General features: G+C 40.1%; 24 protein-coding genes. 4 read left to right on the forward strand and 20 right to left on the reverse strand.

Annotated elements, in window-relative coordinates; all coding sequences use genetic code 11:
- Positions 1 to 67: 67 nt before the first annotated feature.
- The 9 genes from ACIROD_RS08755 to ACIROD_RS08795 all read right to left on the reverse strand — a co-directional run bounded on the left by ACIROD_RS08755 (position 68) and on the right by ACIROD_RS08795 (position 7,347).
- Positions 68 to 1,408, reverse strand: a complete 1,341-nt coding sequence (locus tag ACIROD_RS08755) for a sugar porter family MFS transporter (protein WP_402939641.1) — start codon at positions 1,406 to 1,408, stop codon at positions 68 to 70.
- Positions 1,409 to 1,430: 22 nt separating this feature from the next.
- Positions 1,431 to 1,856: an RbsD/FucU family protein gene (locus tag ACIROD_RS08760; RefSeq protein WP_402939644.1), complete on the reverse strand. Its 426-nt coding sequence runs from the start codon at positions 1,854 to 1,856 to the stop codon at positions 1,431 to 1,433.
- Entirely contained in the window at positions 1,849 to 2,763 is a 915-nt protein-coding gene (locus ACIROD_RS08765; RefSeq protein WP_402939647.1) for a fumarylacetoacetate hydrolase family protein, read from the reverse strand. The genes ACIROD_RS08760 and ACIROD_RS08765 overlap by 8 nt, the downstream gene beginning before the upstream one ends.
- A gap of 15 nt (positions 2,764 to 2,778) precedes the next feature.
- Positions 2,779 to 3,552 (reverse strand): SDR family NAD(P)-dependent oxidoreductase, encoded by a 774-nt coding sequence (locus ACIROD_RS08770; protein WP_260358570.1) that lies wholly within the window; start codon positions 3,550 to 3,552, stop codon positions 2,779 to 2,781.
- Entirely contained in the window at positions 3,549 to 4,364 is an 816-nt protein-coding gene (locus ACIROD_RS08775) for an SDR family NAD(P)-dependent oxidoreductase (RefSeq protein WP_402939650.1), read from the reverse strand. The genes ACIROD_RS08770 and ACIROD_RS08775 overlap by 4 nt, the downstream gene beginning before the upstream one ends.
- Positions 4,365 to 4,394: 30 nt before the next feature.
- Positions 4,395 to 5,558, reverse strand: coding sequence for a UxaA family hydrolase (locus ACIROD_RS08780; protein WP_402939653.1), 1,164 nt, complete (start codon positions 5,556 to 5,558; stop codon positions 4,395 to 4,397).
- Entirely contained in the window at positions 5,555 to 5,884 is a 330-nt protein-coding gene (locus ACIROD_RS08785; protein WP_402939656.1) for a UxaA family hydrolase, read from the reverse strand. The genes ACIROD_RS08780 and ACIROD_RS08785 overlap by 4 nt, the downstream gene beginning before the upstream one ends.
- Positions 5,865 to 6,728, reverse strand: a complete 864-nt coding sequence (locus ACIROD_RS08790; protein ID WP_402939659.1) for an amidohydrolase family protein — start codon at positions 6,726 to 6,728, stop codon at positions 5,865 to 5,867. The genes ACIROD_RS08785 and ACIROD_RS08790 overlap by 20 nt, the downstream gene beginning before the upstream one ends.
- Before the next feature lie 175 nt (positions 6,729 to 6,903).
- A complete protein-coding gene (locus ACIROD_RS08795) occupies positions 6,904 to 7,347 on the reverse strand; it encodes an ATP-dependent metallopeptidase FtsH/Yme1/Tma family protein (RefSeq protein WP_402939662.1) in 444 nt (147 codons plus the stop codon).
- A 171-nt stretch (positions 7,348 to 7,518) separates the two neighbouring features.
- On the opposite strand from ACIROD_RS08795, the gene ACIROD_RS08800 reads away from it, so the two are divergent.
- Complete coding sequence (locus ACIROD_RS08800) at positions 7,519 to 8,034, forward strand: GNAT family N-acetyltransferase (RefSeq protein WP_402939665.1); 516 nt, start codon at positions 7,519 to 7,521, stop codon at positions 8,032 to 8,034.
- Positions 8,035 to 8,086: 52 nt separating this feature from the next.
- Here ACIROD_RS08800 and ACIROD_RS08805 read toward each other — a convergent pair whose 3' ends face one another.
- Both ACIROD_RS08805 and ACIROD_RS08810 read right to left on the reverse strand, forming a co-directional pair.
- The gene (locus ACIROD_RS08805; RefSeq protein ID WP_260358577.1) at positions 8,087 to 9,103 is read right to left on the reverse strand and encodes a LacI family DNA-binding transcriptional regulator; all 1,017 of its coding nucleotides are present in this window, start codon (positions 9,101 to 9,103) and stop codon (positions 8,087 to 8,089) included.
- Between the two features lie 156 nt (positions 9,104 to 9,259).
- Positions 9,260 to 9,676 carry a VOC family protein gene (locus ACIROD_RS08810; RefSeq protein ID WP_101223282.1) on the reverse strand — a complete coding sequence of 139 codons (417 nt, stop codon included), beginning with the start codon at positions 9,674 to 9,676 and terminating at the stop codon, positions 9,260 to 9,262.
- A 578-nt stretch (positions 9,677 to 10,254) separates the two neighbouring features.
- Here ACIROD_RS08810 and ACIROD_RS08815 point away from each other — a divergent pair.
- Entirely contained in the window at positions 10,255 to 10,833 is a 579-nt protein-coding gene (locus ACIROD_RS08815; RefSeq protein ID WP_260358579.1) for a hypothetical protein, read from the forward strand.
- Between the two features lie 112 nt (positions 10,834 to 10,945).
- Here ACIROD_RS08815 and ACIROD_RS08820 read toward each other — a convergent pair whose 3' ends face one another.
- The 3 genes from ACIROD_RS08820 to ACIROD_RS08830 form a co-directional block, all read right to left on the reverse strand.
- Complete coding sequence (locus ACIROD_RS08820; protein ID WP_230178124.1) at positions 10,946 to 11,437, reverse strand: PTS sugar transporter subunit IIA; 492 nt, start codon at positions 11,435 to 11,437, stop codon at positions 10,946 to 10,948.
- Positions 11,438 to 11,517: 80 nt separating this feature from the next.
- Entirely contained in the window at positions 11,518 to 11,904 is a 387-nt protein-coding gene (locus tag ACIROD_RS08825) for an iron chaperone (protein WP_402939671.1), read from the reverse strand.
- A gap of 100 nt (positions 11,905 to 12,004) precedes the next feature.
- Positions 12,005 to 12,649: an alpha/beta hydrolase gene (locus ACIROD_RS08830; protein ID WP_402939674.1), complete on the reverse strand. Its 645-nt coding sequence runs from the start codon at positions 12,647 to 12,649 to the stop codon at positions 12,005 to 12,007.
- Positions 12,650 to 12,848: 199 nt separating this feature from the next.
- Between ACIROD_RS08830 and blaOXA the strand changes: the two genes are divergently transcribed.
- On the forward strand, positions 12,849 to 13,640 hold the full coding sequence (blaOXA, locus tag ACIROD_RS08835) for a class D beta-lactamase (RefSeq protein ID WP_260358581.1): 792 nt from the start codon (positions 12,849 to 12,851) through the stop codon (positions 13,638 to 13,640).
- A gap of 191 nt (positions 13,641 to 13,831) precedes the next feature.
- Entirely contained in the window at positions 13,832 to 14,491 is a 660-nt protein-coding gene (locus ACIROD_RS08840; RefSeq protein WP_402939678.1) for a DUF1796 family putative cysteine peptidase, read from the forward strand.
- A 236-nt stretch (positions 14,492 to 14,727) separates the two neighbouring features.
- Here the strand turns inward: ACIROD_RS08840 and ACIROD_RS08845 are convergent, their stop codons facing one another.
- From ACIROD_RS08845 to fhuB, 6 genes are all read right to left on the reverse strand, one after another.
- A complete protein-coding gene (locus tag ACIROD_RS08845; protein WP_402939681.1) occupies positions 14,728 to 16,485 on the reverse strand; it encodes a SulP family inorganic anion transporter in 1,758 nt (585 codons plus the stop codon).
- Between the two features lie 16 nt (positions 16,486 to 16,501).
- Positions 16,502 to 17,083 (reverse strand): beta-class carbonic anhydrase, encoded by a 582-nt coding sequence (locus ACIROD_RS08850; protein ID WP_402939683.1) that lies wholly within the window; start codon positions 17,081 to 17,083, stop codon positions 16,502 to 16,504.
- A gap of 273 nt (positions 17,084 to 17,356) precedes the next feature.
- A complete protein-coding gene (locus tag ACIROD_RS08855) occupies positions 17,357 to 18,091 on the reverse strand; it encodes a PepSY domain-containing protein (RefSeq protein WP_402939685.1) in 735 nt (244 codons plus the stop codon).
- 28 nt (positions 18,092 to 18,119) lie between these two features.
- Positions 18,120 to 19,463, reverse strand: a complete 1,344-nt coding sequence (locus tag ACIROD_RS08860) for a sensor histidine kinase (RefSeq protein ID WP_402939688.1) — start codon at positions 19,461 to 19,463, stop codon at positions 18,120 to 18,122.
- A complete protein-coding gene (locus ACIROD_RS08865; RefSeq protein ID WP_402939691.1) occupies positions 19,460 to 20,161 on the reverse strand; it encodes a response regulator transcription factor in 702 nt (233 codons plus the stop codon). Before ACIROD_RS08865 ends, ACIROD_RS08860 begins: the two co-directional genes overlap by 4 nt.
- 485 nt (positions 20,162 to 20,646) lie before the next feature.
- Positions 20,647 to 22,626, reverse strand: coding sequence for a Fe(3+)-hydroxamate ABC transporter permease FhuB (gene fhuB, locus ACIROD_RS08870; protein WP_402939694.1), 1,980 nt, complete (start codon positions 22,624 to 22,626; stop codon positions 20,647 to 20,649).
- Between the last annotated feature and the right edge of the window lies 1 nt (position 22,627).

Below are 22,627 nucleotides of genomic sequence, written 5' to 3' on the forward strand. Positions count from 1 at the left end.
TATCAAATTATATGTTTATCCCTTTTTTTGCAGAAGTCACAACTCACCACGACTGCGAATGCCGGACTCAAGCAGGTTTAATCGCTTTTGCCAAATCTTGTTCACGCCAGTATTCTTCAATTTCCTCCAATGATTTCCCTTTTGTTTCAGGAGTTTTATAGTGTATGAATACGCAAGCTACCACTGATAAGAACGCATAGATGAGAAAGACGTTATTGCCAATGACACTTAACAGTGGCGGGAACGTGTATGAAAAAAGGAAGTTCAATGTGTATTGTAAAAAGGTGATGACTCCCATTCCGATCGCTCTTGCCTGCAATGGCAGCACTTCCGGTATGAATAGCCAGAAGACAGGGCCAAGGCCGATTCCGAATGCGAAGACATATAAGAACACACAAACCATGCTGAAGATCGTATAATCCGAAAATAGTGCCAATCCGATCAGTGGCAGGACCTGACCGCCAATACTGTAGATTAGCAGCGTTTTTCTGCCTAGTTTATCAACGATGAACAACGAGATGGCAGTGGAAACGACCAAGGCCGTCCCGATTCCGAAGTTTGCTATATTGGAACCGCTCCATCCGTTGATTTCAACCCCTTCGAAAATGATCGGGGCAAAGTATACAACGGCATTGATTCCCGTGAAGACTTGGAAGAATGTTAAGATGAAATTCATATTCAATATTTTTTTATATTGGTGCACTAAATGTTTGAATCCTACGCTCTGCTGTTTAAGGGAATGATTGATATCACTTATTTCATCTTCCACTTCTTGCTTCGTTCCCCTTAGTTTCATCAAGACCATCCTTGCACGGTCTACCTTTCCTGCAGCCATGAGCCACCGTGGGCTTTCCGGTGAGATAAGCATTCCAAATGTGAAGATTGCTGCTGGAATGATCCCGATTCCGAGCATGATTCTCCAAGATCCGCTAGCGGAGAAGGAAGCCCCCACTATGTAAGCACTCAATATCCCGACGTTTACACTTAGTTGATATAAAGCGCCGATCAATCCCCTGATTTTAGGAGGAGCCAATTCCACCAAATAAATAAGTGAACACATATTGGCTATTCCGCAGCCGATTCCCAGGATGAACCGCGATGCAATTAAAACGCTTACATTTGTAGCGAAGGCACAACCTATCGACCCGACGATGAATGTGATGCCCGCTCCAATCAGGAGTGATTTCCTTCCAAGCACCTTAGATAGTGAAGTGGAAAGGACGATAGCAGGCAATGCCCCTAATAATAGGAAACTTACTATCAATCCTTGACCCGATGGGCTTAGTCCAAACTCTTCGGTGATGAATGGAATCGCTGGAGAAATGGCACCGGAATCGAAACCATATAATAGTCCGGCCAACCCGCCAAAAACCGCATAAACATACATAATATTCGGAATCTTTTGCAAAGCAATCACTCCTTTTAGTAAATTAAAGTACACCTTTTTTCAATATGAGATTTGCATACTGTGCTCGTTCACTAGTTGCGATAATGGCATAGGCCGCTTTACTTCGTTCGTAAAAGTCCATTCGTTCCATTTTTCCGATTTTGATAGGAATATCGTTCGTTTTTTTCATTATATCTTCATAACTCTTCCAGATTGCAGGGCTTTTTTCATCGCCTTCCACAGGATTCATCAATATGACGGGATGTGTCACATACGTATCGAGTGGAAAGAATGCCAATATCGCTTGCAGGAAGTCGGCCACGCCATGTCCATGGCCGTTGATGATCCGGCTTGAATGACTTGCAGCCGGATAATTCCCGTCTGCAAGTACGATTTCATCACCGTGCCCCATCTCCATCATGATCTTCATCAATTCAGGAGAAAGTATTGGCGGAATTCCTTTAAGCATTCGTCAAAGCCTCTTCGCTTTCAGCGACAAATGTGTTCGTGAGTGATCCCAGTTTTTCGATTTCAACGGTGACCACATCCCCTGGCTGAATATAAACACGCTGTTCGACCGGTAAACCCAATACGACTCCTTCAGGTGTACCTGTCAATATAAGATCGCCCGGTTCCAATGTCATATGCTTGGAAATATAACTGATGATTTCCGCACATGAAAAGATCATATCTGATGTATTGGAATTCTGTCTTAGTTCTTCATTAACATACGTTTTCAATTGCAGGTCGTTTGGATTTCCCACTTCGTCCGCTGTTACCAGGTAAGGGCCAACAGGACTGAAATCATCACAGGTTTTCCCAAGCAGCCATTGCGGCGTCCTCATTTGCAGATCTCTTGCCGACAAATCGTTGACCGTACAATACCCGAAAACATGGGAGAGTGCTGCTTCTTCGGAAACGTTTTTTGTCTTTTTGCCGATCACGATTCCGAGTTCCACTTCATAGTCCAGTTCATTCGTTACGATTGGTATGGCAATCTCACATCCGTGACCCGTTAATGTATTATCAAACTTGTTAAATAAGATTGGCACTTCAGGATACGGTGCATTGGTTTCATCTGCATGTCTTTTGTAATTCAACCCAACACAAATGATTTTATGCGGCTTTGTTACACTGGGACCGAATGTGAGCCCTTTCTCTTCAATTACTTCAGCCATTCCTTCTTTGACAGCTTCATGGACCTTATTTTCAAATTCGTCCCGTTCGGATTGGCTGAAGTTTATCACTTGCATCACATCCGACACGATTTGGTTCCATTCATTCCTCTTCGCCGTTTCTTCGATATCTATTAAATGATCCTCAACTTGAACGGCCAGTTTTTGCTGTTCGTCTTTAATAAAAGTAGCCAATTTCATCGTTTCTTCCCCCTTTTATGCATTTTTCCCAAAAACAACCCCACCATCGATATATAAAGGCGATCCCATCATGAACGCAGACTCATCCGAAGCTAGGAACAGTGCCGCTTTTGCTACATCACTAGGTCTGCCCAAATCGCCGCTCAATTGTCTTTTCTTGATCGTGCCGATGGCAACCTCAGGATCGTCATATGAAGTTTTCAAGTAATTTTCGACGAACGGTGTCAAGATCGTACCCGGCAATAAAGCGTTCACCCGAATATTATAAGGTGCATAATCCACTTGCATCGCTTTCGTTAAAGCCAGTACGGCTCCTTTCGTTGCAGAGTATGCGGCTCGTTTCACGAGACCCATTTCCGCTGCACATGATGACATATTGATAACGACCCCGCTTTTTTGTTCCATCATATAAGGAATCGTGTATTTAGAAGGCAGATAAACCCCCTTCACATTTACGCTCATGATGCGGTCCCACACATCCGGTTCCACTTCGTCCACCCTGCCTACGTTTGAGATTCCGGCATTGTTGAATAATATGTCTATTTTCTTATAGGTTTCGATTATCTGGGAGATTGCGGATTGAACCGCTTCCGGATCCGTTACATCCACCTCATAAAATGCCGCTTTCCCGCCAGCCTCCTCTATTTCAGAAACGGTGCCCTGCCCGTTTTCAGCATGAATATCGGTAATGATGACAAATGCGCCTTCACTAGCAAATAAACGGGCTGATTCCTTCCCGATCCCGCTTCCACCGCCAGTGATGACAGCGATTTTATTTTGCAGTCTCATAACGTTACCTCCTGCTCATGATTCATATGATCTTCAGGCTGCGCCGCTTTCACCGTTAAACCGCCATCCACCATTAACAGATGCCCGTTAATTTGCATGGCTTCATCGGAAGCCAAAAATACGACGGAGTCGCCAATTTGTTTTTCGGTCCCAAGTCTCTTCATCGGATTGGCTTCAATCTCTTTTGCGAGAATTTGCGGATCCTCTAAATATTCCTCACACATATCCGTCGCAACGGTGCTTGGGCCGACAGCATTCACATTGATATTGTATTTGCCTAGCTCAATCGCCAATGCCTTCGTTAAATGCGAGGCGGCTGCTTTCGATGAAATATAGTGGGGAATGACCGGACTCGTGACAAGGACGCTAGCCGTTGATGTAATATTGATGATCTTGCCATATTTATTTTCAATCATTCGCTTCGCCACTCTTTGCGTCGTCAAAAAGATTGATTTCACATTGGTTCGATACGTATCATCCCATGTCTCTTCCGAAAGGCTCAAAAAAGGCTCAAACGGTGCAATACCAGCATTATTCACTAGAATATCCACCGTTCCCAACTCTTTTTCCACTTCATTGATCATGACATCGACATCTTCCTTCACCCCAACGTTCGCTTTCACGACGATCGCTTTGATATGAAACTGGGATTCTACTTTTTCTTTTAAAGCATTCGCTTTTTCAAATGAACCTGGCGATGTATAGTTGATCGCCACATTAGCACCCTCTTCAGCCAATCTCATGACAATCGCTGCACCGATTCCCCGGCTGCCTCCTGTGACAAGTGCTGTTCGATTATTCAATTTACCCATATGAATTCTCCTCCCTTTTCCTATCTGTTTCTAAAGGCTGATGCTGATCCGGCTGATGCTAAATTCCTGATGTCCAAGAATTTCCGCCTTTGTCAGTTCACCTTGGGCTGTTTTAGCAATCGTTTCAAAAATGCGATTTCCTGCATCCTCCGTCGTTTCTTTCCCTTTCATGACTGGGCTTGTATCAATATCGATGTTATCGATCATCTTGATTGCCGTATGTTCATTTCCCGTTATTTTGATGACCGGGATAATCGGGTTTCCTGTCGGTGTCCCTCTTCCTGTCGTAAAGCAGACCATATGTACACCGGCGGCCGCCATGCCTGAAACACACTCGATATCATTCCCCGGGGAATCCATGAAGTAATAGCCATTACCCGGGATCTCTTCCGCAAATGATAAGACATCGTTCAAGGGGGCCGTACCTGCTTTACTAATGCAGCCAAGCGATTTTTCCTCGATGGTCGAGAGCCCTCCCTCAATATTGCCCGGGCTTGGGTTCCCGCCACGCATATCTGCCCCGATGCGTTCCACTTCTTTTTCGAATCTATCAACATATGCATATAGTTTATTGGCCACTTCTTCGCTCACTGCTTTTTGGGCAACAATATGTTCAGCTCCAATGATTTCCGTGGTTTCACCCATTACGATCGTACCGCCCTGTTTCAGTAGCTGATCAGCGGTTTTCCCTAAAGCGGGATTGCTGCACAGACCGGATGTAGCATCAGAACTGCCGCATTTCACACCAACTATCAATTCTGAAATGGGGGCATCCACTTGCGGCACTTTTTCGAGTTCCAGAAATAAACCCTTCGCCACTTCAGTCCCCTTCTTAATCGCGTTTATCGTCCCGCCTGCATCTTGGATATCAAGCCACTCCACCGGTTTTCCCGTTTCTTCTTCGATTTCCCGTTTCAATACTTTGGCATCAATCACCTCACAGCCCAAGCTGATCAACAGAACCGCACCAACGTTCGGGTTTTTCCCCATTCCGCCAAGAAGTTTATGGGTACGTTCTTTGTCATCACCAATCTGGCTGCACCCATGCTGATGCGGAATGGCCACTGATTGCGGTACAGCTTGCTGGATTCTGTTGGCCACATGATTGGCGCAAATGACGGTAGGGATGATCAATAGATGATTACGGATTCCAAATTTGCCATTTGAACGGCGATACCCTTTTATCCTGCTCATTGTGTTTGGTCCCCTTCCGCCTTATCTCCTCTTCCTCTGATTCCCTCAATATTATGTATGTGGACATGTTCACCAGGCTCGATATCCATCGTGGCTGCACCGATTACTTCTCCATATTTGATGACCGTCGCCGATCGCTGAATCGGTTTGATTGCGATTTTATGCCCAAAAGGAATCGAACGCTTTGCTTCCACTTCCATTTTTTGTCCATTGATGACATAGAGTAATATTTCCCCTTCTTTTACATCTTTCAATGAAGTCGCTACATTATCCTGATCAGACATGACGATGCTTGTAACGTCCTGTTCATAAGCTAACTGGCCCATTTCGCTCTCCCCTTTCTTTTAGTTTGTAAAAGGCTTCAGCATTTCCAGAAAATATCCCATCCACTTCAGCTTGTGTTAAAGTTTCCGGTAAATTCCCTTTAATGACCCTCACTGCGTCTTCATAGCCTCCAGCTGATAAACATACAGGCCAATCGCTGCCGAAAAGTAAACGGTCCGGCCCGAATGCCCGAACAATATGTTGTATGTATGGCTTAAAGTCTTCCGCCTTCCACATTGCAGGATCTGCTTGGGTCAATAAACCCGACAGTTTGCACCAAATGTTCGGAAACTGTGACAAAGTATTCATTTCTTCTTGCCATTTGTTTAATTCCCCTGCTGATATATTCGGTTTAGCCATATGGTCGATGATGGCCTTTAGGTTAGGAAGCGTTTTCATCAATGTTAAAACAGATGAAATATGTTTATGATTAATCAACAAATCCACCGGAAGATCATATCGAATTAGCTGTTTCAAATTTTCCACAACTTGTTCCTGTAAAATCCAAGCACTGTCTTCCAGATCCTGCAACATGGGACGTAAACCAACAATTCCCGGTCTTGTCATTAAAGAATCCAATTGCTCCGGGAATGATGGAGCAGATAAGTCAAGCCAGCCCACCACACCATATATCCAGTCATAGCGGTCATACAAGGATAATAGAAATAAAGTCTCTTCATAGGTTGGAGCCGCTTGCACAAGGACGGTCCCCGAAATATCATTCTTATGTATTAAGGGCGATAAATCGTCGGGAAGATAATCCTGATAAAGGACTCCCATATCATTTGTAAGCCAAGAGTAATCACCTCGGTCAATTCTCCAAAAATGCTGATGTGCATCAATCATCAGGCTGACCTCCTCTTGTTATCTTTATGTTACCGGTAACATTAAAATAACAGCAATATTTTAAATTGTCAATAAATTAAACGAAATCTTTTAAACTATCTAAAACGGAATTACCATTTTCAACTCTTGTTAATAAGAAAACTCGCCATTCCCAATTGGAACGGCGAGTTTTTAATCATTTAGAATGTTTCATTCTTTTCATGACAAATAGAAATAGAAAACTAACAAAAATCAGGATGAAAATGATCATGAACGGAATGGTCGTTGTTAAAAGGGTGACCCATCCGCTTGTCTCTGTGTCTGGGATAAACTCAATTGTTCCTATATCATGTTCCCTTATGGCGTTATTCATTCTGTCTAGCGATATTTCACTATTTGTTACAGACGCGATAAAGTATTGATCCTTTTCATACCCTACCAGCCGACCTCTAATTTCATAAACACTATTTTGTGACTCCACCTTTAAAAATGTCACTTTCCCATCCTCTAAAGTTGTAAAAAATTCATCCTCAGTTAATTTCTCAGTCGGTTCTTCGTCATTATAAAAAACTAGCACAACCCCCAAGGTAACCAAGAAGATTAATAAATAAAATACTTTACTAGGGAAATTCCGCATCATCTCATACCTTCTTCCACATTAAACAAACTATAGGAAATAGTAACACACAAAGTTAATTATTAGAAATCAAACTGTGGATACTCTTGGAATATATCAGGCCGATCAGTTGCAAAATGGATAATATTAGTAAAATATAGGGGATATAGCAAACTTAAAAAAGGAGGAACTAATATGCTAATAAGACAGGCATCGGTTGCAGATGCGGAAGGTATTGCAATAGTCCATGTGGATTGCTGGCGAACTACTTATAAAGAAATAATGCCGAGTGATTTTTTAGATAATCTGTCTTATGAGAAAAGGAAAGACATATGGATAAAGAATATTAATAGAGATGGTAATTATGTTTATGTCGCAGAAAATAACAAAGGAAAAATAGTTGGATTTATAGATGGCGGGAAAAGGGATACGAATCAAGTTGAGAATTCCGGTGATTTAACTGCTATATATATCCTCGAAAATTTTCAAAGAATGGGGATAGGTAAGAAACTCATCAAAGAGTTATTTTTAAAATTCGAGGCACTGGGATTTAAGACAATATTCGTTGAGGTGCTTGAAGACAATAAATCTCGATTCTTCTATGAGGCATTTGGTGCTGAATTGCTTAAAACCGAAAAAATCAAAATGGCTGGTGCTGAATTGAATCTATTGGTTTATGTGTGGAAGGATATTAGCCAAGTATTGTTATGAGCGACATGCCACTGGAGAGGCCACTTATTCTTTGGCCAAAAAAAAACTCCTATTATTTTATAGGAGCTCCAGATGATTTCCTGATTACCAATTCCGGCTTTAAATTGATCGTCCGATAGTCGGCAGGACCGACTTCATCCACTCGCTCGATCACTAATTGTGTTCCTAAATATCCGAAGTCGTAAGCGGGCTGTGAAGATACGGTTAAAAAGGGATCGAAATCCGAGAATAATTCTAAGTCGTCAAAGCAAACGACAGAAATGTCTTCAGGTACTTTAATCTGTTTTTCTCGTAAACTTTTTATAATTTTGATGGCAATGAAATTATTGGCGGCAAAAATTGCTGTTGGACGCTCAGAGGGCGGAACATTCATCAATCCGTCAATACCGTTCCATTGCTTTTCCTGTTTGTAATGAGTCTCTATTACGAAAGACTGATCGATGTTCAAATCATTTATTTTCAGCGTTTCAATATACGCCTGATAACGCTCTTTCGAAGTGGAAATCGTTAGCGGACCATGAACCATCGCGATTCGTTCGTGTCCAAAATCGATAAGATGCTGAAGAAGCTTTTTCGTTCCTTCATAGTTATCACCAAGCACCCGATCACATGAAACATCTTGAATTTGCCTATCTATCAATGTAAATGGAATCCTGTTTTTAATTAATTTCTTCAAATTTTTTGTCGATTGATCGCCTGTTGGGGCAATAATGACGCCATCCACCCGTTTTGAAATCAATGCATCGATATATTCACTCTCTTTTTCGTAATCCTCATCGGTATTGCATAAAATGAGCTGATATCCCATTTGATTGGCCTTATCTGCGGCCCCTCTCGCTACTTGGGTGAAAAAAGGGTTGGTGATATCGGTTATGATTAATGAAAGCAGCTTCGTTCTTTTAATATTCAAACTTTGGGCTGCGGAATTCGGTATATAGTTCAACTCTTTAATGACCGCTTCAACTTTTTCCCTTGTCTTTTCACTGATATTTCCTTTATTATTAATAACTCTCGATACAGTCATCGTTGATACATTCGCTTTTTTCGCAATATCGTAAATTGTCGTCACTTTTTGTACCCGCCTTTACATTATCCCTTATATTGTATCATAAGTATAAATGGTTATTTTATACTTTAGCACTTGGAAGATCATGTTGACCCGGATACGGCATTGAACTTCAAAAAAGGCACAGTCCTTCGTGAAGGATTGTGCCTTGCTTTTGGTTTAATTTTGGTTAAATCCGCTTTCGTCCATGTAAAATACTTCCCAAGAATGTCCGTCGATATCCAGAAAACTCCAACCATACATGAAACCATGATCAATGGCTTCGTTAAAAGGCTTTCCGCCAACATCCAGTGCCCTATTCACGATCTCATCGACTTCTTCCTTACTTTTAACGGAAAGGGCGACGATGGCTTCGGTACTCGCTGCAGAATCCGGGATCTCCTTCTTGGTAAACGTTTTAAAGTAGTCTTCCACCAATAACATGACATATATGGACTCGCTGATAACCATGCATGTCGCATTTTCATTGGTCATTTGCTCGTTAAACTCAAAGCCGACCTTTGTGAAAAATTCTACTGAGGCATCCAAATCTTTAACAGGCAAGTTTACAAAGATCTTTTCTGCTTGAACTCCCATCCAATCACCCTCACTTGATTTATTTGTTCACTCACCTACTATTCGCTGCATTTTTCGATTATCCTGCTTGCAGCAGTGATTGCATTCACATTGAACAGATACAACCTTAGTCACGGGGAACATTCTAATTCACCTACTTAAAGTATTTCAAATATTAAACAGGCTGATTCAATTTTAAAACAACCTGGGAGTTTACCTTAAGAAACTTTTAAGAAGTATATCCCTCTCCCCTTGCTACTTCAACATTGGATCGTGCATAAAAATTGAAATTCGTATACCGGATGGTTTCATAACTAAAACACTTCTTCTCTTTTTTGAAATAAAAATTATATAATTCCATGCTTTACTAAAATTAATTACTCTTAAGGAGGCATGCATATGAAAATTAGTATTAAAACATGAAGTATCCGGAAAATTTTCTGATTTCAGTTGTTTTACCAAGATTGATCCCAATCATTTCGTCCTCCAATAGCCATGCCCTATTATGCAAGTAGCGCAAATCCTCGTTTTGCAAATGCAGCACAAGTTCAAAAAATAGATGGGAAACAACATTACCCTATGGGATAGGTGGTTCATAAATGGTTACCATTCAAACATATATATCAAAAAATAGTTATGATGCCATTGTTAATAAACATTTATTTGCTAACGAAGATTTTATCCCAATCCATCACTCAAGCGCTAACCAACTGGGAAATCAACAGTTATTTACTTCAAAAGGAACTTCCTTATACGGCACAGTCATTATATCTTATCAAAATCAATTTCTCTCGAGCTTTTATGATTGGGATGAGGTTGATGGTATTTGGTTTTCAATTTTACAGGCAATGTATGATTGTTTAAATACCGATATTGGCAACTTCGGCTTTTCTGAACGCTCTATGGGTTGGCAAATGCACAGGCTAAAAGAAAAGAATCCTGCTATATTATTCACATGGTACCATGGTTTAGCTAACAAAGAATGGAATGATATTCCTAAGAAATCCACACTAAGATTCCCTGAAAATGTGCTATTGAATAATTTAATAGAAAAGGGAACCAAGTTCTTAAGATTTAGAAATGCTCTATATGATAGCGGTCCAAGCCAAAATATTAACCAGTTAATTAACGATCTTAAATCATTTAATAGTGATTTAGGACATGTGCAATTGGATTAGTGCACTGTGCTGAAGTCTTGCAGCTATATTAAAACAGTCCTTGCCGGCACTCGCCAGCAAGGACTGCTTTTCATGTACTAGAAGGCACCTGAAGTCTAATGGCCTTTTCTTGTTATTTCAAATAAACACTCATAATCTGTGTTTCTTTAATTTTTGCCTGGGTACTATTTGTTTTTTCCAGTTTTTCAACTAGCTCGCCATTCGTGATAACGATCGGAGTTACGATGCTTGGAGCTTTTGATTTTAGAAAATCGATATCAAATGTAACTAGCTTGTCTCCTGCTTTTACATTTTGCCCTTCTGCAACGTGGACTTCAAATCCCTCACCATTAAGGTTAACTGTTTCCAATCCAATATGAATCAACAATTCTATGCCATGCTTTGTGCGTAGGCCTAGCGCATGTCTAGTATGAAAAACCTGGATTACTTCTGCATCGATTGGAGATACGACCAACCCCTCCTCAGGAAGAATTGCTATTCCGTCCCCCATCATTTTACCGGAAAACACCGGATCTGGAACATCCTCAATATTTATTACTTGTCCATTAATAGGAGCAAGCAGTTGTTCGACACTCTCTTTTTTACCGAATAATTTTTTGAACATAATATTTCCACCTTTCCCTTTCGTTCTTGAATCTCACAATCAATAGTTAAATATTTGGTGAATTCCGATAATAGTTTTTGTTATTTTTTCTTTTTCAATTTCCCTTCTGCTTTCTTTTTATTCTCTTCCACTCTAAATATAACAATCTCGGTTATTAATTCATAAGGAATTGGCTTGTTTAGTGGAAACTGAACGGCCCCTTTTGAACATTTATATTCAGATAAAGCAGATTCAAAAGCAGAGATCGCGCTAGGAGTTGGATAGAATCCTATATGTTTTTTATAGGCAGCGAAATGTACCAGATTTCCAAATAAAACAAAGGTAGGCATTTGATAGCTTATCTTTTCTTCTGCATCCGGTGCTGCGTCCTTTATGACTTTTCTTAACGTTTTTAATATCTCCTGAACTTCTTCGGGAAATTGTATAATGTATTCATCAATTGAATGAAATGTATTGGTTCCTTCCATGATTTCTCCTTTCATCAATCCAAACTACAATACACTTATTATAACATTTCCCTCCCCCACCAACCCAAGCACCCGCTAGTTCGCTAACCTATATTAAGGGTCATTTTTTTAAGAACTCTTCCATTCTATTCATTACACCTTCTAGCATGATAATCGTCCTTGAGGTATCGAAAGGTTCAATATCCAATGAATGATTTGCATGTGGGATTTTATCCATGCTTATATTCGTTTTATTTTCAATCGCTTGAATTTTAGCTGGAATATAATGATGATCTTTTTCTCCTATAACTATATGTGCTGAATGATTACTGCTCAATAATCCTTCAAAAACCGAATCGAACTTCAATAGCGGAGTGAGCAGTATCACTTTGGCATTCATAAACCGCTCACTTTTTATGATTCCATTGATGATGGGTATGGTGCCAAGTGATTTGCCTAGAAATACTGTTCCTTTATATTCATGATTTTGAAGTACTTCCGTAATGACGGGATTGATATCATTAACGATCACTTTTGTGATATCTACCAATGGATGCTTGAAAATATCCTGGTCGTAAGCGTAATGAATATGTACGACATCATACTGATTTTGAAGCATGATCATCGTCGAATAATAGAATAACGGCTTCTCATACGTGTACCCCGCACCTGAAAACATAAAACAAACTGCTGGATTTCCGTTTTCAATATGTGTGTATGTAATTTCTTTTTCAATACTATTTATTTTTCTTTGGTTAACCTCCATGATAGATTCCTCCCCTTCTATCGTTTGCTTTTTATATTCATTAGCTACCTGCTGAATTCCTCCTTGATCGATACTATCTAGATAGATTCCAAGAATTAGGTTTCGTTTTTTATCAGGAATAGGTATACTTTAGCTATCAACCTATTTTATGGAAATTATTCTGATGATCGATCAATCCAGCCTTGAAGGAGAGTGTGTAATGAAAATCAAAGCGTTATGTTTCATTCTTGTCCTGCTAGTCACTGGTTCCATGAGTACGATTCATGCAAGTGCAAACGATCAAAAGGTGAAAAAACTGGATATCGGGGAGTCTTTCGATGGTGCGGAAGGTACAATGGTTCTCCAAAACTTAAAAAATGATAAAGTGTTTATCTATGATAAACAGAGAAGTAAGGTACGCTACACTCCAGAATCGACATTTAAAGTGGCGAATGCATTAATCGGCTTACAGACAAAGGCGGTAAGCGATGAATATGAAGTGAAGCGGTGGGATGGTGTAATCAGGGAATTTGAGGATTGGAACAGAGATCATACGCTGGCTTCAGCCATGAGGCATTCAGTGATCTGGTATTATCAAGCAATGGCCCGCGATATCGGGGCGGAAGATATGCAGCAATATGTGAACCTGATAGATTATGGGAATCATGATATCTCCGGGGGGATCGACCAGTTTTGGCTCGACAGCAGCATTAGGATTTCTGCCCGGGAACAAGTCCAATTCATCGAAGACCTTGTAGAAGAAAAACTGCCTATCGATAAGCAGCATATGAGAACCGTTAAGAGAATCATGATCAATGAAGAAGCAGACTCATATGTCCTCCATGGAAAAACCGGGACACGCCTTTCTGATATGGGATTGGGCTGGTATGTGGGTTACATCGAAACGGACAAAGGAAAATGGGCCTTCGCAACGAACATCGACGGCAGCGGCAGCAAAGCCAAAACGATTACGCTGGATGCCCTGAAAGAGTTGGATATCATAGAAGAATAAAAGTTCACGCATGCTCTTAATTCTTGGGCATGCGTTTTGCTTTGTCTAAAAAGATATTTAAAACCATTTTAATACCTACAAATAATCAAGTTGGCATTGAATGCTCTGAAGCCTTTTTTTGGTTTGTCCAATCAAAAAAAAGAAAATTTTCATCTAATATAGTATTGATAATATAGAAAGGGGGATTAATAGTGAAATTAACCGAAATCAAGAAATCTTATGATGTAATCATTCCTTGTGGCAGTGCTTGCACTCCCACTTTGAACCTAAGAAGACTTGGTTTAAGAAGATTCTCTTTGCCTCTTGACTGGGTCTATACTGAGTCATTTGCAGAAGTGGCCAGGCTATTTAAAAATCAGTTCAAGGAATATATGGAATTGAGGAATTTGACTTTAGTAGATGGTTCCGGTACTTATTTTGATGATGACGTGGATATAAATGCTGTAAATACCTATTTGGTCAGAGATAACCATTATAAAGTTACTTCAGTTCACGATTTCCCCATCCTGCCTGATAAAGAATGGTTTGAAACATATCCTTGTTTCAAAGAAAATTTAGATAAAAGAATTGCAAGATTCAATGAAACGATTAACAATAGTGATTCAATCCTATTTGTAAGATGGTCAACAAAATATGACCAAGCCTATTTGTTTCACCAAGAAATGCAGGACATGTTAAAAGAAAAAGAATTTAATGTATTAATATTAGTCCCCTCGGATGATGCTACAAGTATTTCTGAATTAGAATGGAACCTGGAAAATGTTTGTGTTTTAGAAGTTCCTAACCAAATTTGGGATGAGGCCATTTGGGATCATGTTTATAGTGGCATACAATTGAATAGTCTGGATTAATCACTGAGCTAATAACGCTAATGTGTTAACTATTTCAAATTGGACGATTTTAGTTATTGTCTTAAATTTTTCATCGGGTCATCAACGCCTTTTCGCATCCTTATTTAGTTTTTTTAAGCAAATATCGTTTAGGCAATCATAAATCACATTAATCGCCCTTGGTGATGGTGAATTAATTAAAAAGGTTTAAGAGAAAGGCATCTGCCAAAAGCGGATGCCTTTCTCTTCTTTAGGAGTCAAGTTAATCCTATCTCCCGTTTTCTTTTCTGTTTTAATAACGCTGGCTTTTGAACTTGCTGTGAGAGTGCGGTACATTCAGCAAATGAAAACTGTTTACACCCTTTACAACGATTCTCATCCAGTTTGGATAAAGCCATATTAATGGCATCACCCGTACTGGAAAAGAACTGCTCTTCACCAACCAGTTTAGTAAAACCGGTTTTTTCGAGCATTTCTTTAGGTTCCTGTTGAATACCGGAAATCAACACTTGTAGTTTGTGGGACTTGAATCGCTTCACAATGTCTGTGAGAAGTGCTTCTCCCGAAGTATCAATGAATGACACATTGCTCATTCTTAATAGAAGGACTTTTGGTTTAGAACGCATCATATCTTCGATTTCTTCTTGCAGCCTTTCGATTGAACCAAAGAATAAAGGTCCTTCTATCGTATAAATGTTAATCTGCGGGCAGCTTGAACCTTGTTGCACCATTTCTGGTTTAACTAATTTATCAGCTGGATCTGGTAATACCTTTGATAATTTCAATGTACCGCTCATCAGTTTAACGAACGACAGGATGGCTAATAGTAATCCGATCCCTACACCTGTTGTCAGGTCAATCAATACGGTTAACACGAAGGTAACGATCAATACGACCGAGTCCATGGTTTTTGCTTTTAAGATATGCGAAAATTCTTTGCGTTCGCTCATGTTCCAGGCGACAAACATAAGAATGGGGGCCATGCTGGCCAAAGGAATGGCCGAAGCATAAGGAGCCAAACTGACTAACACGAGCAATACCACCAGCCCATGAATCACGCCTGATATGGGGGAGACAGCACCGTTTTTAATATTCGTTGCGGTACGGGCGATGGCACCTGTAGCCGGAATGCCTCCAAATAAAGGCGTAATCATATTGGTCAATCCTTGTCCCATCAGCTCTTTATTGCTGTTATGTTTACTGTTGGTCATGCCGTCTGCAACCACAGCGGATAATAGTGATTCAATTCCTCCTAGCATGGCAATGACCAAAGCAGCCGGAAGGAGTTCAATCACCAAACCGCCAGTGATCTGGGGAAACTGAAACTGGGGCAATGCATTAGGAATGGCGCCATAGGCCGATCCAATTGTCGCTACCTGACCTGGAAAGAATAAGCTGGCGACTAGAGTTGATACAATCAATCCCAGCAATGCTCCAGGGATTTTCGGTAAATATTTTGGAGTTAATATGACGAGAGTTAAACTTATGATAGCTACCAGTACACTATAGATATTCACTGTATTGAAGTTCAATAAGATTTCCTTCATATTTAAAAGAAAGGCCTCTTCTTTTTTTAAGTTACTGAGTCCAAAGAAATTGGCAATCTGGCCAGAGAAGATAATCACAGCAATTCCAGCAGTAAAGCCGATCGTAACTGGACGGGGAATAAACTTGATGAATCTTCCCAGTTTGAGGACACCCATAAGAAATATCATGATACCTGCCACGAAGCCGGCGATTAACAGTTTTTCATATCCGTACTGCATGACCACACCTAACAAGACCGGGACAAAGGCCCCAGTCGGGCCTGCAATTTGATATTTCGATCCACCAAAAAGGGAGACCATGATTCCTGCAATAATTGATGTGTACAGTCCATATTCCGGTCTTACTCCGGAAGCAATGGCAAAAGCCATCGCTAAAGGAATTGCTACTATCCCAACTACGACCCCTGCAACCAGGTCTTTCTGAAAATGGCCTAAGTTATACCCTTCAAGCCTGCTAGAACTCATCATTTTATCGCTCCTTCTTTTATTGAATTTGTATTTCACCCTTGCTATATCCATCTATGATTCGATCCAATTTACCCGTTTCGGGATGGATGACCATACCGTGAACGGCGATGGAATCCGGTAATAATGGATGATTTTTGATCAAACGGACACTATTCGTTACACTCTCCTCAACGCATTGAAAACCCGTCAGCCACTTTGATAAATCAATACCAGAGTTTGTTAGGATATCAATTTGCTCCTGAGTGACTTTCTTCTCCTTTGCAGCATCAAGAAGTGAAGTGGATTGAAGCCCCACCATACCGCATCCGTGATGTCCGATCACACACACTTCCTCCACTTTTAGCTCATAAACAGCGACAAGGATACTGCGCATAATGCTGCCAAAGGGATGAGAAACAATAGCTCCAGCGTTTTTAATGATTTTCGCATCTCCATTTCTTAACCCCATCGCCTTTGGAAGCAATTCCAACAGACGGGTGTCCATGCATGTTATGATGACGATCTTTTTATCTGGATACTTTGTCGTTTGAAACTCTTTATATTTGTTTTGTTCGACAAACGTCTGGTTGTAATCCAGAATGCTAGAAATGACTGACATTATTTATTCTCCTTTCTCGTGTTGAAATATGATGGATATGTTCTATGTACAATAATCCAGATGCCTTTCATAAACGGTCTTATTTGGCTCTGTTTTATCATTTGGTGCTTTATTCCATGTTAGAGATATTAAATTAGAGTTAAATGATAGAAGGATTAGAAAATGGTGAGAATTATTACAGTTCCTTCTCTTTTTTTTTGCATTTTTCTTACTAAAAAAAAGGGTGATGCATAGTTAACTATGCATCACCCTTTTTTATGTTTTATACAATTATTATTCGTGGCCATCTCTATCATCCAATTCATCATCTTCCCATGTGATTGTTTTTACTTCTTTTGTGTAGCCGTCCACTTGGACGACTGCGTCTCGATCGTCCTCTAATTCAACTTCGACCAAATAATAAGGTGTCTGATCTGATGGTTGATAAAATTCTGTATCGTCACCTGTTCCTTTTACATGTTTTTCGGCAATCGCGATTGCTTCGTTTTCTGTAATGATACTATCTGCTACCATTGTCGAGTCAATTATAGCTCCTGTATATGGGTCGAGAATTAATGTGATTTTTTCATTGTTCTTATTTACCACTGCTTTATAATGGGAGTTGTCTTTCTCCTGCACAAAATCAATTTGTTCCAGATCGCCTTGTGAGGAAATACGCGCCTTTATTTCATTTTGGGTTAGTTGCTTTTGGGGTGTTTTTTCTGCCGTTTCTTCTGCTGCATGACCTATGGTTTCTTTTTTTATAGAACGAACTTCACCGCTTTTCGCATCCATACTAATAAGATATACCCCGGTTTCAAGCTGCATTTCAATCTGATATTCTTCACTTTCAGTTTTCGTTGTCTTTATAATGGTTCCAGGATATTTATCCTTTGCTGTCTGGTTCACTTCTTCTTCCGTCAAGCTTTCCGCGGATAACGATGGAGCCCACCATTGAAATCCGAAGAATAATAGCAAACCAAAAACGAGAGTTGATCCAGCTGTTATCAGCACTTTTCCATTCTTCATCATATCACCCATCCAACGTCATTCTGGCTTAATTAAATAAAAGAGTAACGTTCGTTCCCCTGCCTTCAAGACTATCCATTTCAATCCGTACATCAATTGCATCAGCAATTTCCTTTGCCACGGAAAGCCCTAAACCTGATCCGCCTTGCTTTCTGCTTCTTGCTTCATCTACACGATAGAAGCGATCGAACACTTTTGGCAATTCGGCCTGGGGAATTCCATCCCCTCTGTCTTCGATGCGGATATATGCTTCTCTACTAGTTTGTCCTATATAGACTGAGATTTGCTCGTCACTATACTTTCTTGCATTGTCTAAAAAAATAAACAATAGCTGTTTTAACTTTTGCACGTCCGTAAGTGCTTTAATTGCATCGCCACTATAAATCTCCACTGTTCGATTGTACGCATTTTTATATACTTTCGCTAAGTCTGCCATGATATCGGTCAGATTGACGTTTTCCTTCTCTATATTCCATTTTTCCTGATGCTTTGCTAGCAGGAGCATTTGCTCTGTCATCTCTCTCATTCTAATGGCTTCAGAATGAATGGCCTCTATGGATTCATCAAACAACTCAGGACGCTCCAAGCCCTTTCTTTTCAAAAGGCTTGCATAGCTTTCAATGACAGTTAGCGGTGTTTTTAATTCATGTGAGGCATTTGATACGAATTGCTCCTGTTTTTCGAAGTTAGCTTGCAGCAAATCAATCATGTGATTAAAGGTTTTCCCCATTTCCACAAGTTCATCTTTTGCCTTTTCTTCCAGGCTAAGTCGCTTAAATTGGCCGCTTGTTTGAATCTCCTTCATCGTATCAATCATCGATCGAATCGGACGGGCGATGAAGTTACTAAGAATAGTGCTTGATATCAGAACAGGTATCATGGCAATGATGGTTACAGCGATTAATACGATGCGCAGAACAGCGAGCATTTCCTCGGTTGCTGAAATGCTTTTGGTGATTTGAAGATTAACTACACTTCCATCCCCCCAAATGATCGGGTTTGAAACGAATACATACTTGTTCTGATGATAAGTGATGATCGCACTCTTCTCACCGGGATAAAAGCTGCTATTGCGATTGCTTAATTGTTTTTCAGAATTGGATGTAACAGCTGTGCCTTTTCGTTGACCCTCTTTTACAATACCAATCATGCCATCTATAGGCAGATAGGATCGAAGTAAATCACTTGGAGATATATTATTGACATTTTCACTAACATCAAAGGCAATTTTCTCTGTCTCCGCTTTCGCACGATTAAGTTCGTTCACCATCATCAGATTACTGAAAACAAAATAAATGGAAACATTCATCAATAGGAGCAGGAAAATGAATAGCACCGCTGTATATAAATTTATTTTTTTGCGAAGTCTCATTTTGCATCCTTCAGGACGTAGCCAACGCCTCTTACAGTATGGATAAGCGGCGTATCAAAGCCATATTCGAGCTTTTTGCGAACATATCGGATATACACATCCACCACGTTTGTTTCTCCATAGAAATCATACCCCCAAACCGCTTCGAGAATTTGATCCCGGTTTAGCACTTGACGCTTATTCTTCAGTAAATAAAGAAGTAAATCATACTCCTTTGGCGTTAGGTCAATTTCGCTTTCACCTCTAATGACTTCACGTGTTTTGACATTCACCTTTAAATCAGCAGTATTCAGCCATCCATCGTATTCATCTTCCATTGAAGGTGCAGCAGTCCCCATTCTTAAAACCGCACGAATTCGGGCAAGCAATTCCTCAATTTGGAAAGGTTTAGTGATGTAGTCATTCGCACCGCGATCAAGACCGGAAACTTTATCTTCAACCGAGCCCTTTGCAGTTAACAGGATGACAGGGGTGAAATTGTTTTTCGTACGAATTTTCCGAAGCAGCTCAATCCCGCTTATGCCTGGAAGCATCACATCCAATAAGATCAAATCCCACTTTCGTGATCGATACGCTTCAAGGGCTTCCTTTCCGTCCATTGCCTTTCCGACTTGGTAGCCTTCGATTTCAAGCTCCAATTCAAGCAATCTTAAGATTTTTTCTTCGTCCTCTACGATTAGTATTGATTCTTTACTCATTTGGAAGACCTCCTTTTGGGTGGGACTGTCCCCATTTTGTTTCATTCATTTTCAAATTAAATGGATTGGATTATCGGTAAGTATACCTGTTCGTTCAATAAGAAAAAGGCTGCCTCAGCAACCTTCTTTAAAGGAAACTTTCATCAGGTGTATAAATCCGAACAACATAGCCGCCATCATTTTTTGAATCAGACAAGATAAAGGCAGTTTCGGAAAAATAATCTCTTTGGCTATTAAACTTCCCCTCGTCTACTTTTTTGTTATTTTTACGAATGTACAAATTATTGCATGTAAAATTTCAAAAATAAAGACGCTATTGACCCAGTTTTCTCCATAAAAAAAAGAGCTGCCAGAGCAACTCTCATGTTAAAAGCCCTATTTACTTTAAGTATTTTCCACCCCTTAATTTACACGTCTTCACCTAAATTTATATAAGGTATACCGAAGTTATTAAAGAAAAATTCAAGAGAAAAAGGAGGCGTATTCTATATTTTTCTCAGTAAATATAAGAGATATGGAGTGCCTATTAGTGCAACGACAAGTCCAGAAGGAATTTCTTTAGGGGCTAAAACAATTCTTCCTATAAGATCAGCCGAGGTTAAAAGGATTCCTCCAAGAAAAAGACTGACTGGAATAACCTTTCCATGTTCAAATCCAACCATTCTCCTAGCTGCATGAGGTGCTAGTAAACCTATAAACCCGACTGTTCCTACAATAGATACACTGACTGCCCCCATACAAACTCCTAACATAATAGCTAAAAGCCTCGTCATAATAATATTTACTCCCAGTCCCTCAGCAACTTCATCTCCAAAGGAAATCACATCAAATGTTTTAATTAATAAAATGCTCAAAGGAATCGTAATGAGAGCGACAATGCCAGCAAGTTTCAATTCTTCCCAGCCCTTGGCATAGGTGCTTCCCGCTAGCCATGCTAGGGCAGGGGCTACGCCAATATTCGCTTTAACAATCAATATTTGTATAATGGCTGAACCAAATGCAGAAACCGCTACCCCCATTAACGCAAGTAGGATCGGCTGCCATTGAGTTTTCCATGACAGAATTAAAATGATAGTGATTGAAATACTTGAACCAACCATAGCTACAATAGGAAGAAATTGTATATAAACAGCAGGAAATAACACTAGGAAAATTAATGCCCCAGCTCCACCACCAGAAGTGATCCCTAAAACTGAAGGATCAGCTAGAGGATTTCTTAATACAGCTTGTATGAATAATCCACTTGTCGCTAATAGCATCCCAACTAGAAAAGCAGTCAATATCCGCGGAATACGGAATTGCATAACAAACGGTGAGTTAAATGACTTATCAAGCCAGTCTTGAAATGTAAAAAAACTTCCTGCTCCATATGAAACTGAAACTAATATAATCATAATGGTCAATCCAAATAATCCAAACAAGATCCAGCGATATGATATCGGGAGAAGTGAACTGCCGAGACGGCTTTCTCCCCTTGTTTGTCTTTTTCCAGTTTTATAGGCTAAATACATTAACCAAGGGGCACCAATTAAAGCCGTCATGGCCCCAACCGGAATTTCTTGTCCGGGTTGAATCCACATTGCTAATACATCTGCAGCTACAAGAAGGTTGGCTCCCCATAAGAAAGAATGAAGTATTAACAACTTGTGCCCTTGTATCCCCATTAACCGAACTAAATGTGGTGCCATTAAACCGATAAAGCCGATGGGACCGACAACACTAACGGTCACAGCAGAAAGTAAAATAGCCGTGAACCAGGCAAATGCCTTTACACGGTTTACCGATTGTCCTAACGAGGTGGCCAAGTCATCCCCAAGGGATAGGAGATCAAGTGACTTTCCTAGAACTAAAGCTATAATAAAGCCAATCAAAATGAAAAATATTGAAAATTTCACACCAGACCAATCTAGTTGTATAAGAGTTCCAGATCCCCATAAAAACAATCCATTTGTTTCATTTTCAAAAAGGAGCTGTACAGCTCCTGTAATAGAAGAAAAAAGTAAGGCAACAATCATACCTGTAAGAGCGACACGAACTGGCTCCATAACTCTTCCTACTAAAGCTATCAACAGAACAGCAGATAACCCTGCACCGAGAAAGGAAATTACAAAGGGATAATCCCCTATATATTGTGGAAAAAAGACCATAGCGATAACAGTGAGCAAGTAGGCTCCCGAATTAATTCCTAAAGTGCTGGGGGAAGCAAGAGGGTTCTTCGTTAATGTTTGTAAAAGTACACCAGCAACTGCTAATGCTCCCCCGGAAAGTATACCGATAATGACCCTGGGAAGCCTTAGCCCTAGTACTATATTCTGAACGTTTCCTTCATACCAAACCTCTGTCATCAATGTTCGTATCGTATAATCTGCTTGGCCTTGATATAAATGTAAGATACTTAGTACAAACAATAGAAGGAGGCCCCCAATGAAAAGCCAAGGGGAACTCTTTTTTATTGAACTTGCCATT

This window comes from Peribacillus sp. NPDC101481 (genome assembly GCF_044767165.1).
Lineage (GTDB): Bacteria > Bacillota > Bacilli > Bacillales > DSM-1321 > Peribacillus.

Excerpts from the sequence above, each read along its gene's own strand:
- ACIROD_RS08760 (WP_402939644.1), bottom strand. The coding sequence starts at position 1,856 with ATGCTTAAAGGAATTCCGCCAATACTTTCTCCTGAATTGATGAAGATC.
- ACIROD_RS08765 (WP_402939647.1), bottom strand. The coding sequence starts at position 2,763 with ATGAAATTGGCTACTTTTATTAAAGACGAACAGCAAAAACTGGCCGTT.
- ACIROD_RS08770 (WP_260358570.1), bottom strand. The coding sequence starts at position 3,552 with ATGAGACTGCAAAATAAAATCGCTGTCATCACTGGCGGTGGAAGCGGG.
- ACIROD_RS08775 (WP_402939650.1), bottom strand. The coding sequence starts at position 4,364 with ATGGGTAAATTGAATAATCGAACAGCACTTGTCACAGGAGGCAGCCGG.
- ACIROD_RS08780 (WP_402939653.1), bottom strand. The coding sequence starts at position 5,558 with ATGAGCAGGATAAAAGGGTATCGCCGTTCAAATGGCAAATTTGGAATC.
- ACIROD_RS08785 (WP_402939656.1), bottom strand. The coding sequence starts at position 5,884 with ATGGGCCAGTTAGCTTATGAACAGGACGTTACAAGCATCGTCATGTCT.
- ACIROD_RS08790 (WP_402939659.1), bottom strand. The coding sequence starts at position 6,728 with ATGATTGATGCACATCAGCATTTTTGGAGAATTGACCGAGGTGATTAC.
- ACIROD_RS08795 (WP_402939662.1), bottom strand. The coding sequence starts at position 7,347 with ATGATGCGGAATTTCCCTAGTAAAGTATTTTATTTATTAATCTTCTTG.
- ACIROD_RS08800 (WP_402939665.1), top strand. The coding sequence starts at position 7,519 with ATGCTAATAAGACAGGCATCGGTTGCAGATGCGGAAGGTATTGCAATA.
- ACIROD_RS08810 (WP_101223282.1), bottom strand. The coding sequence starts at position 9,676 with ATGGGAGTTCAAGCAGAAAAGATCTTTGTAAACTTGCCTGTTAAAGAT.
- ACIROD_RS08815 (WP_260358579.1), top strand. The coding sequence starts at position 10,255 with ATGGTTACCATTCAAACATATATATCAAAAAATAGTTATGATGCCATT.
- ACIROD_RS08820 (WP_230178124.1), bottom strand. The coding sequence starts at position 11,437 with ATGTTCAAAAAATTATTCGGTAAAAAAGAGAGTGTCGAACAACTGCTT.
- ACIROD_RS08825 (WP_402939671.1), bottom strand. The coding sequence starts at position 11,904 with ATGGAAGGAACCAATACATTTCATTCAATTGATGAATACATTATACAA.
- ACIROD_RS08830 (WP_402939674.1), bottom strand. The coding sequence starts at position 12,649 with ATGGAGGTTAACCAAAGAAAAATAAATAGTATTGAAAAAGAAATTACA.
- blaOXA (WP_260358581.1), top strand. The coding sequence starts at position 12,849 with ATGAAAATCAAAGCGTTATGTTTCATTCTTGTCCTGCTAGTCACTGGT.
- ACIROD_RS08845 (WP_402939681.1), bottom strand. The coding sequence starts at position 16,485 with ATGATGAGTTCTAGCAGGCTTGAAGGGTATAACTTAGGCCATTTTCAG.
- ACIROD_RS08850 (WP_402939683.1), bottom strand. The coding sequence starts at position 17,083 with ATGTCAGTCATTTCTAGCATTCTGGATTACAACCAGACGTTTGTCGAA.
- ACIROD_RS08855 (WP_402939685.1), bottom strand. The coding sequence starts at position 18,091 with ATGAAGAATGGAAAAGTGCTGATAACAGCTGGATCAACTCTCGTTTTT.
- ACIROD_RS08860 (WP_402939688.1), bottom strand. The coding sequence starts at position 19,463 with ATGAGACTTCGCAAAAAAATAAATTTATATACAGCGGTGCTATTCATT.
- ACIROD_RS08865 (WP_402939691.1), bottom strand. The coding sequence starts at position 20,161 with ATGAGTAAAGAATCAATACTAATCGTAGAGGACGAAGAAAAAATCTTA.
- fhuB (WP_402939694.1), bottom strand. The coding sequence starts at position 22,626 with ATGGCAAGTTCAATAAAAAAGAGTTCCCCTTGGCTTTTCATTGGGGGC.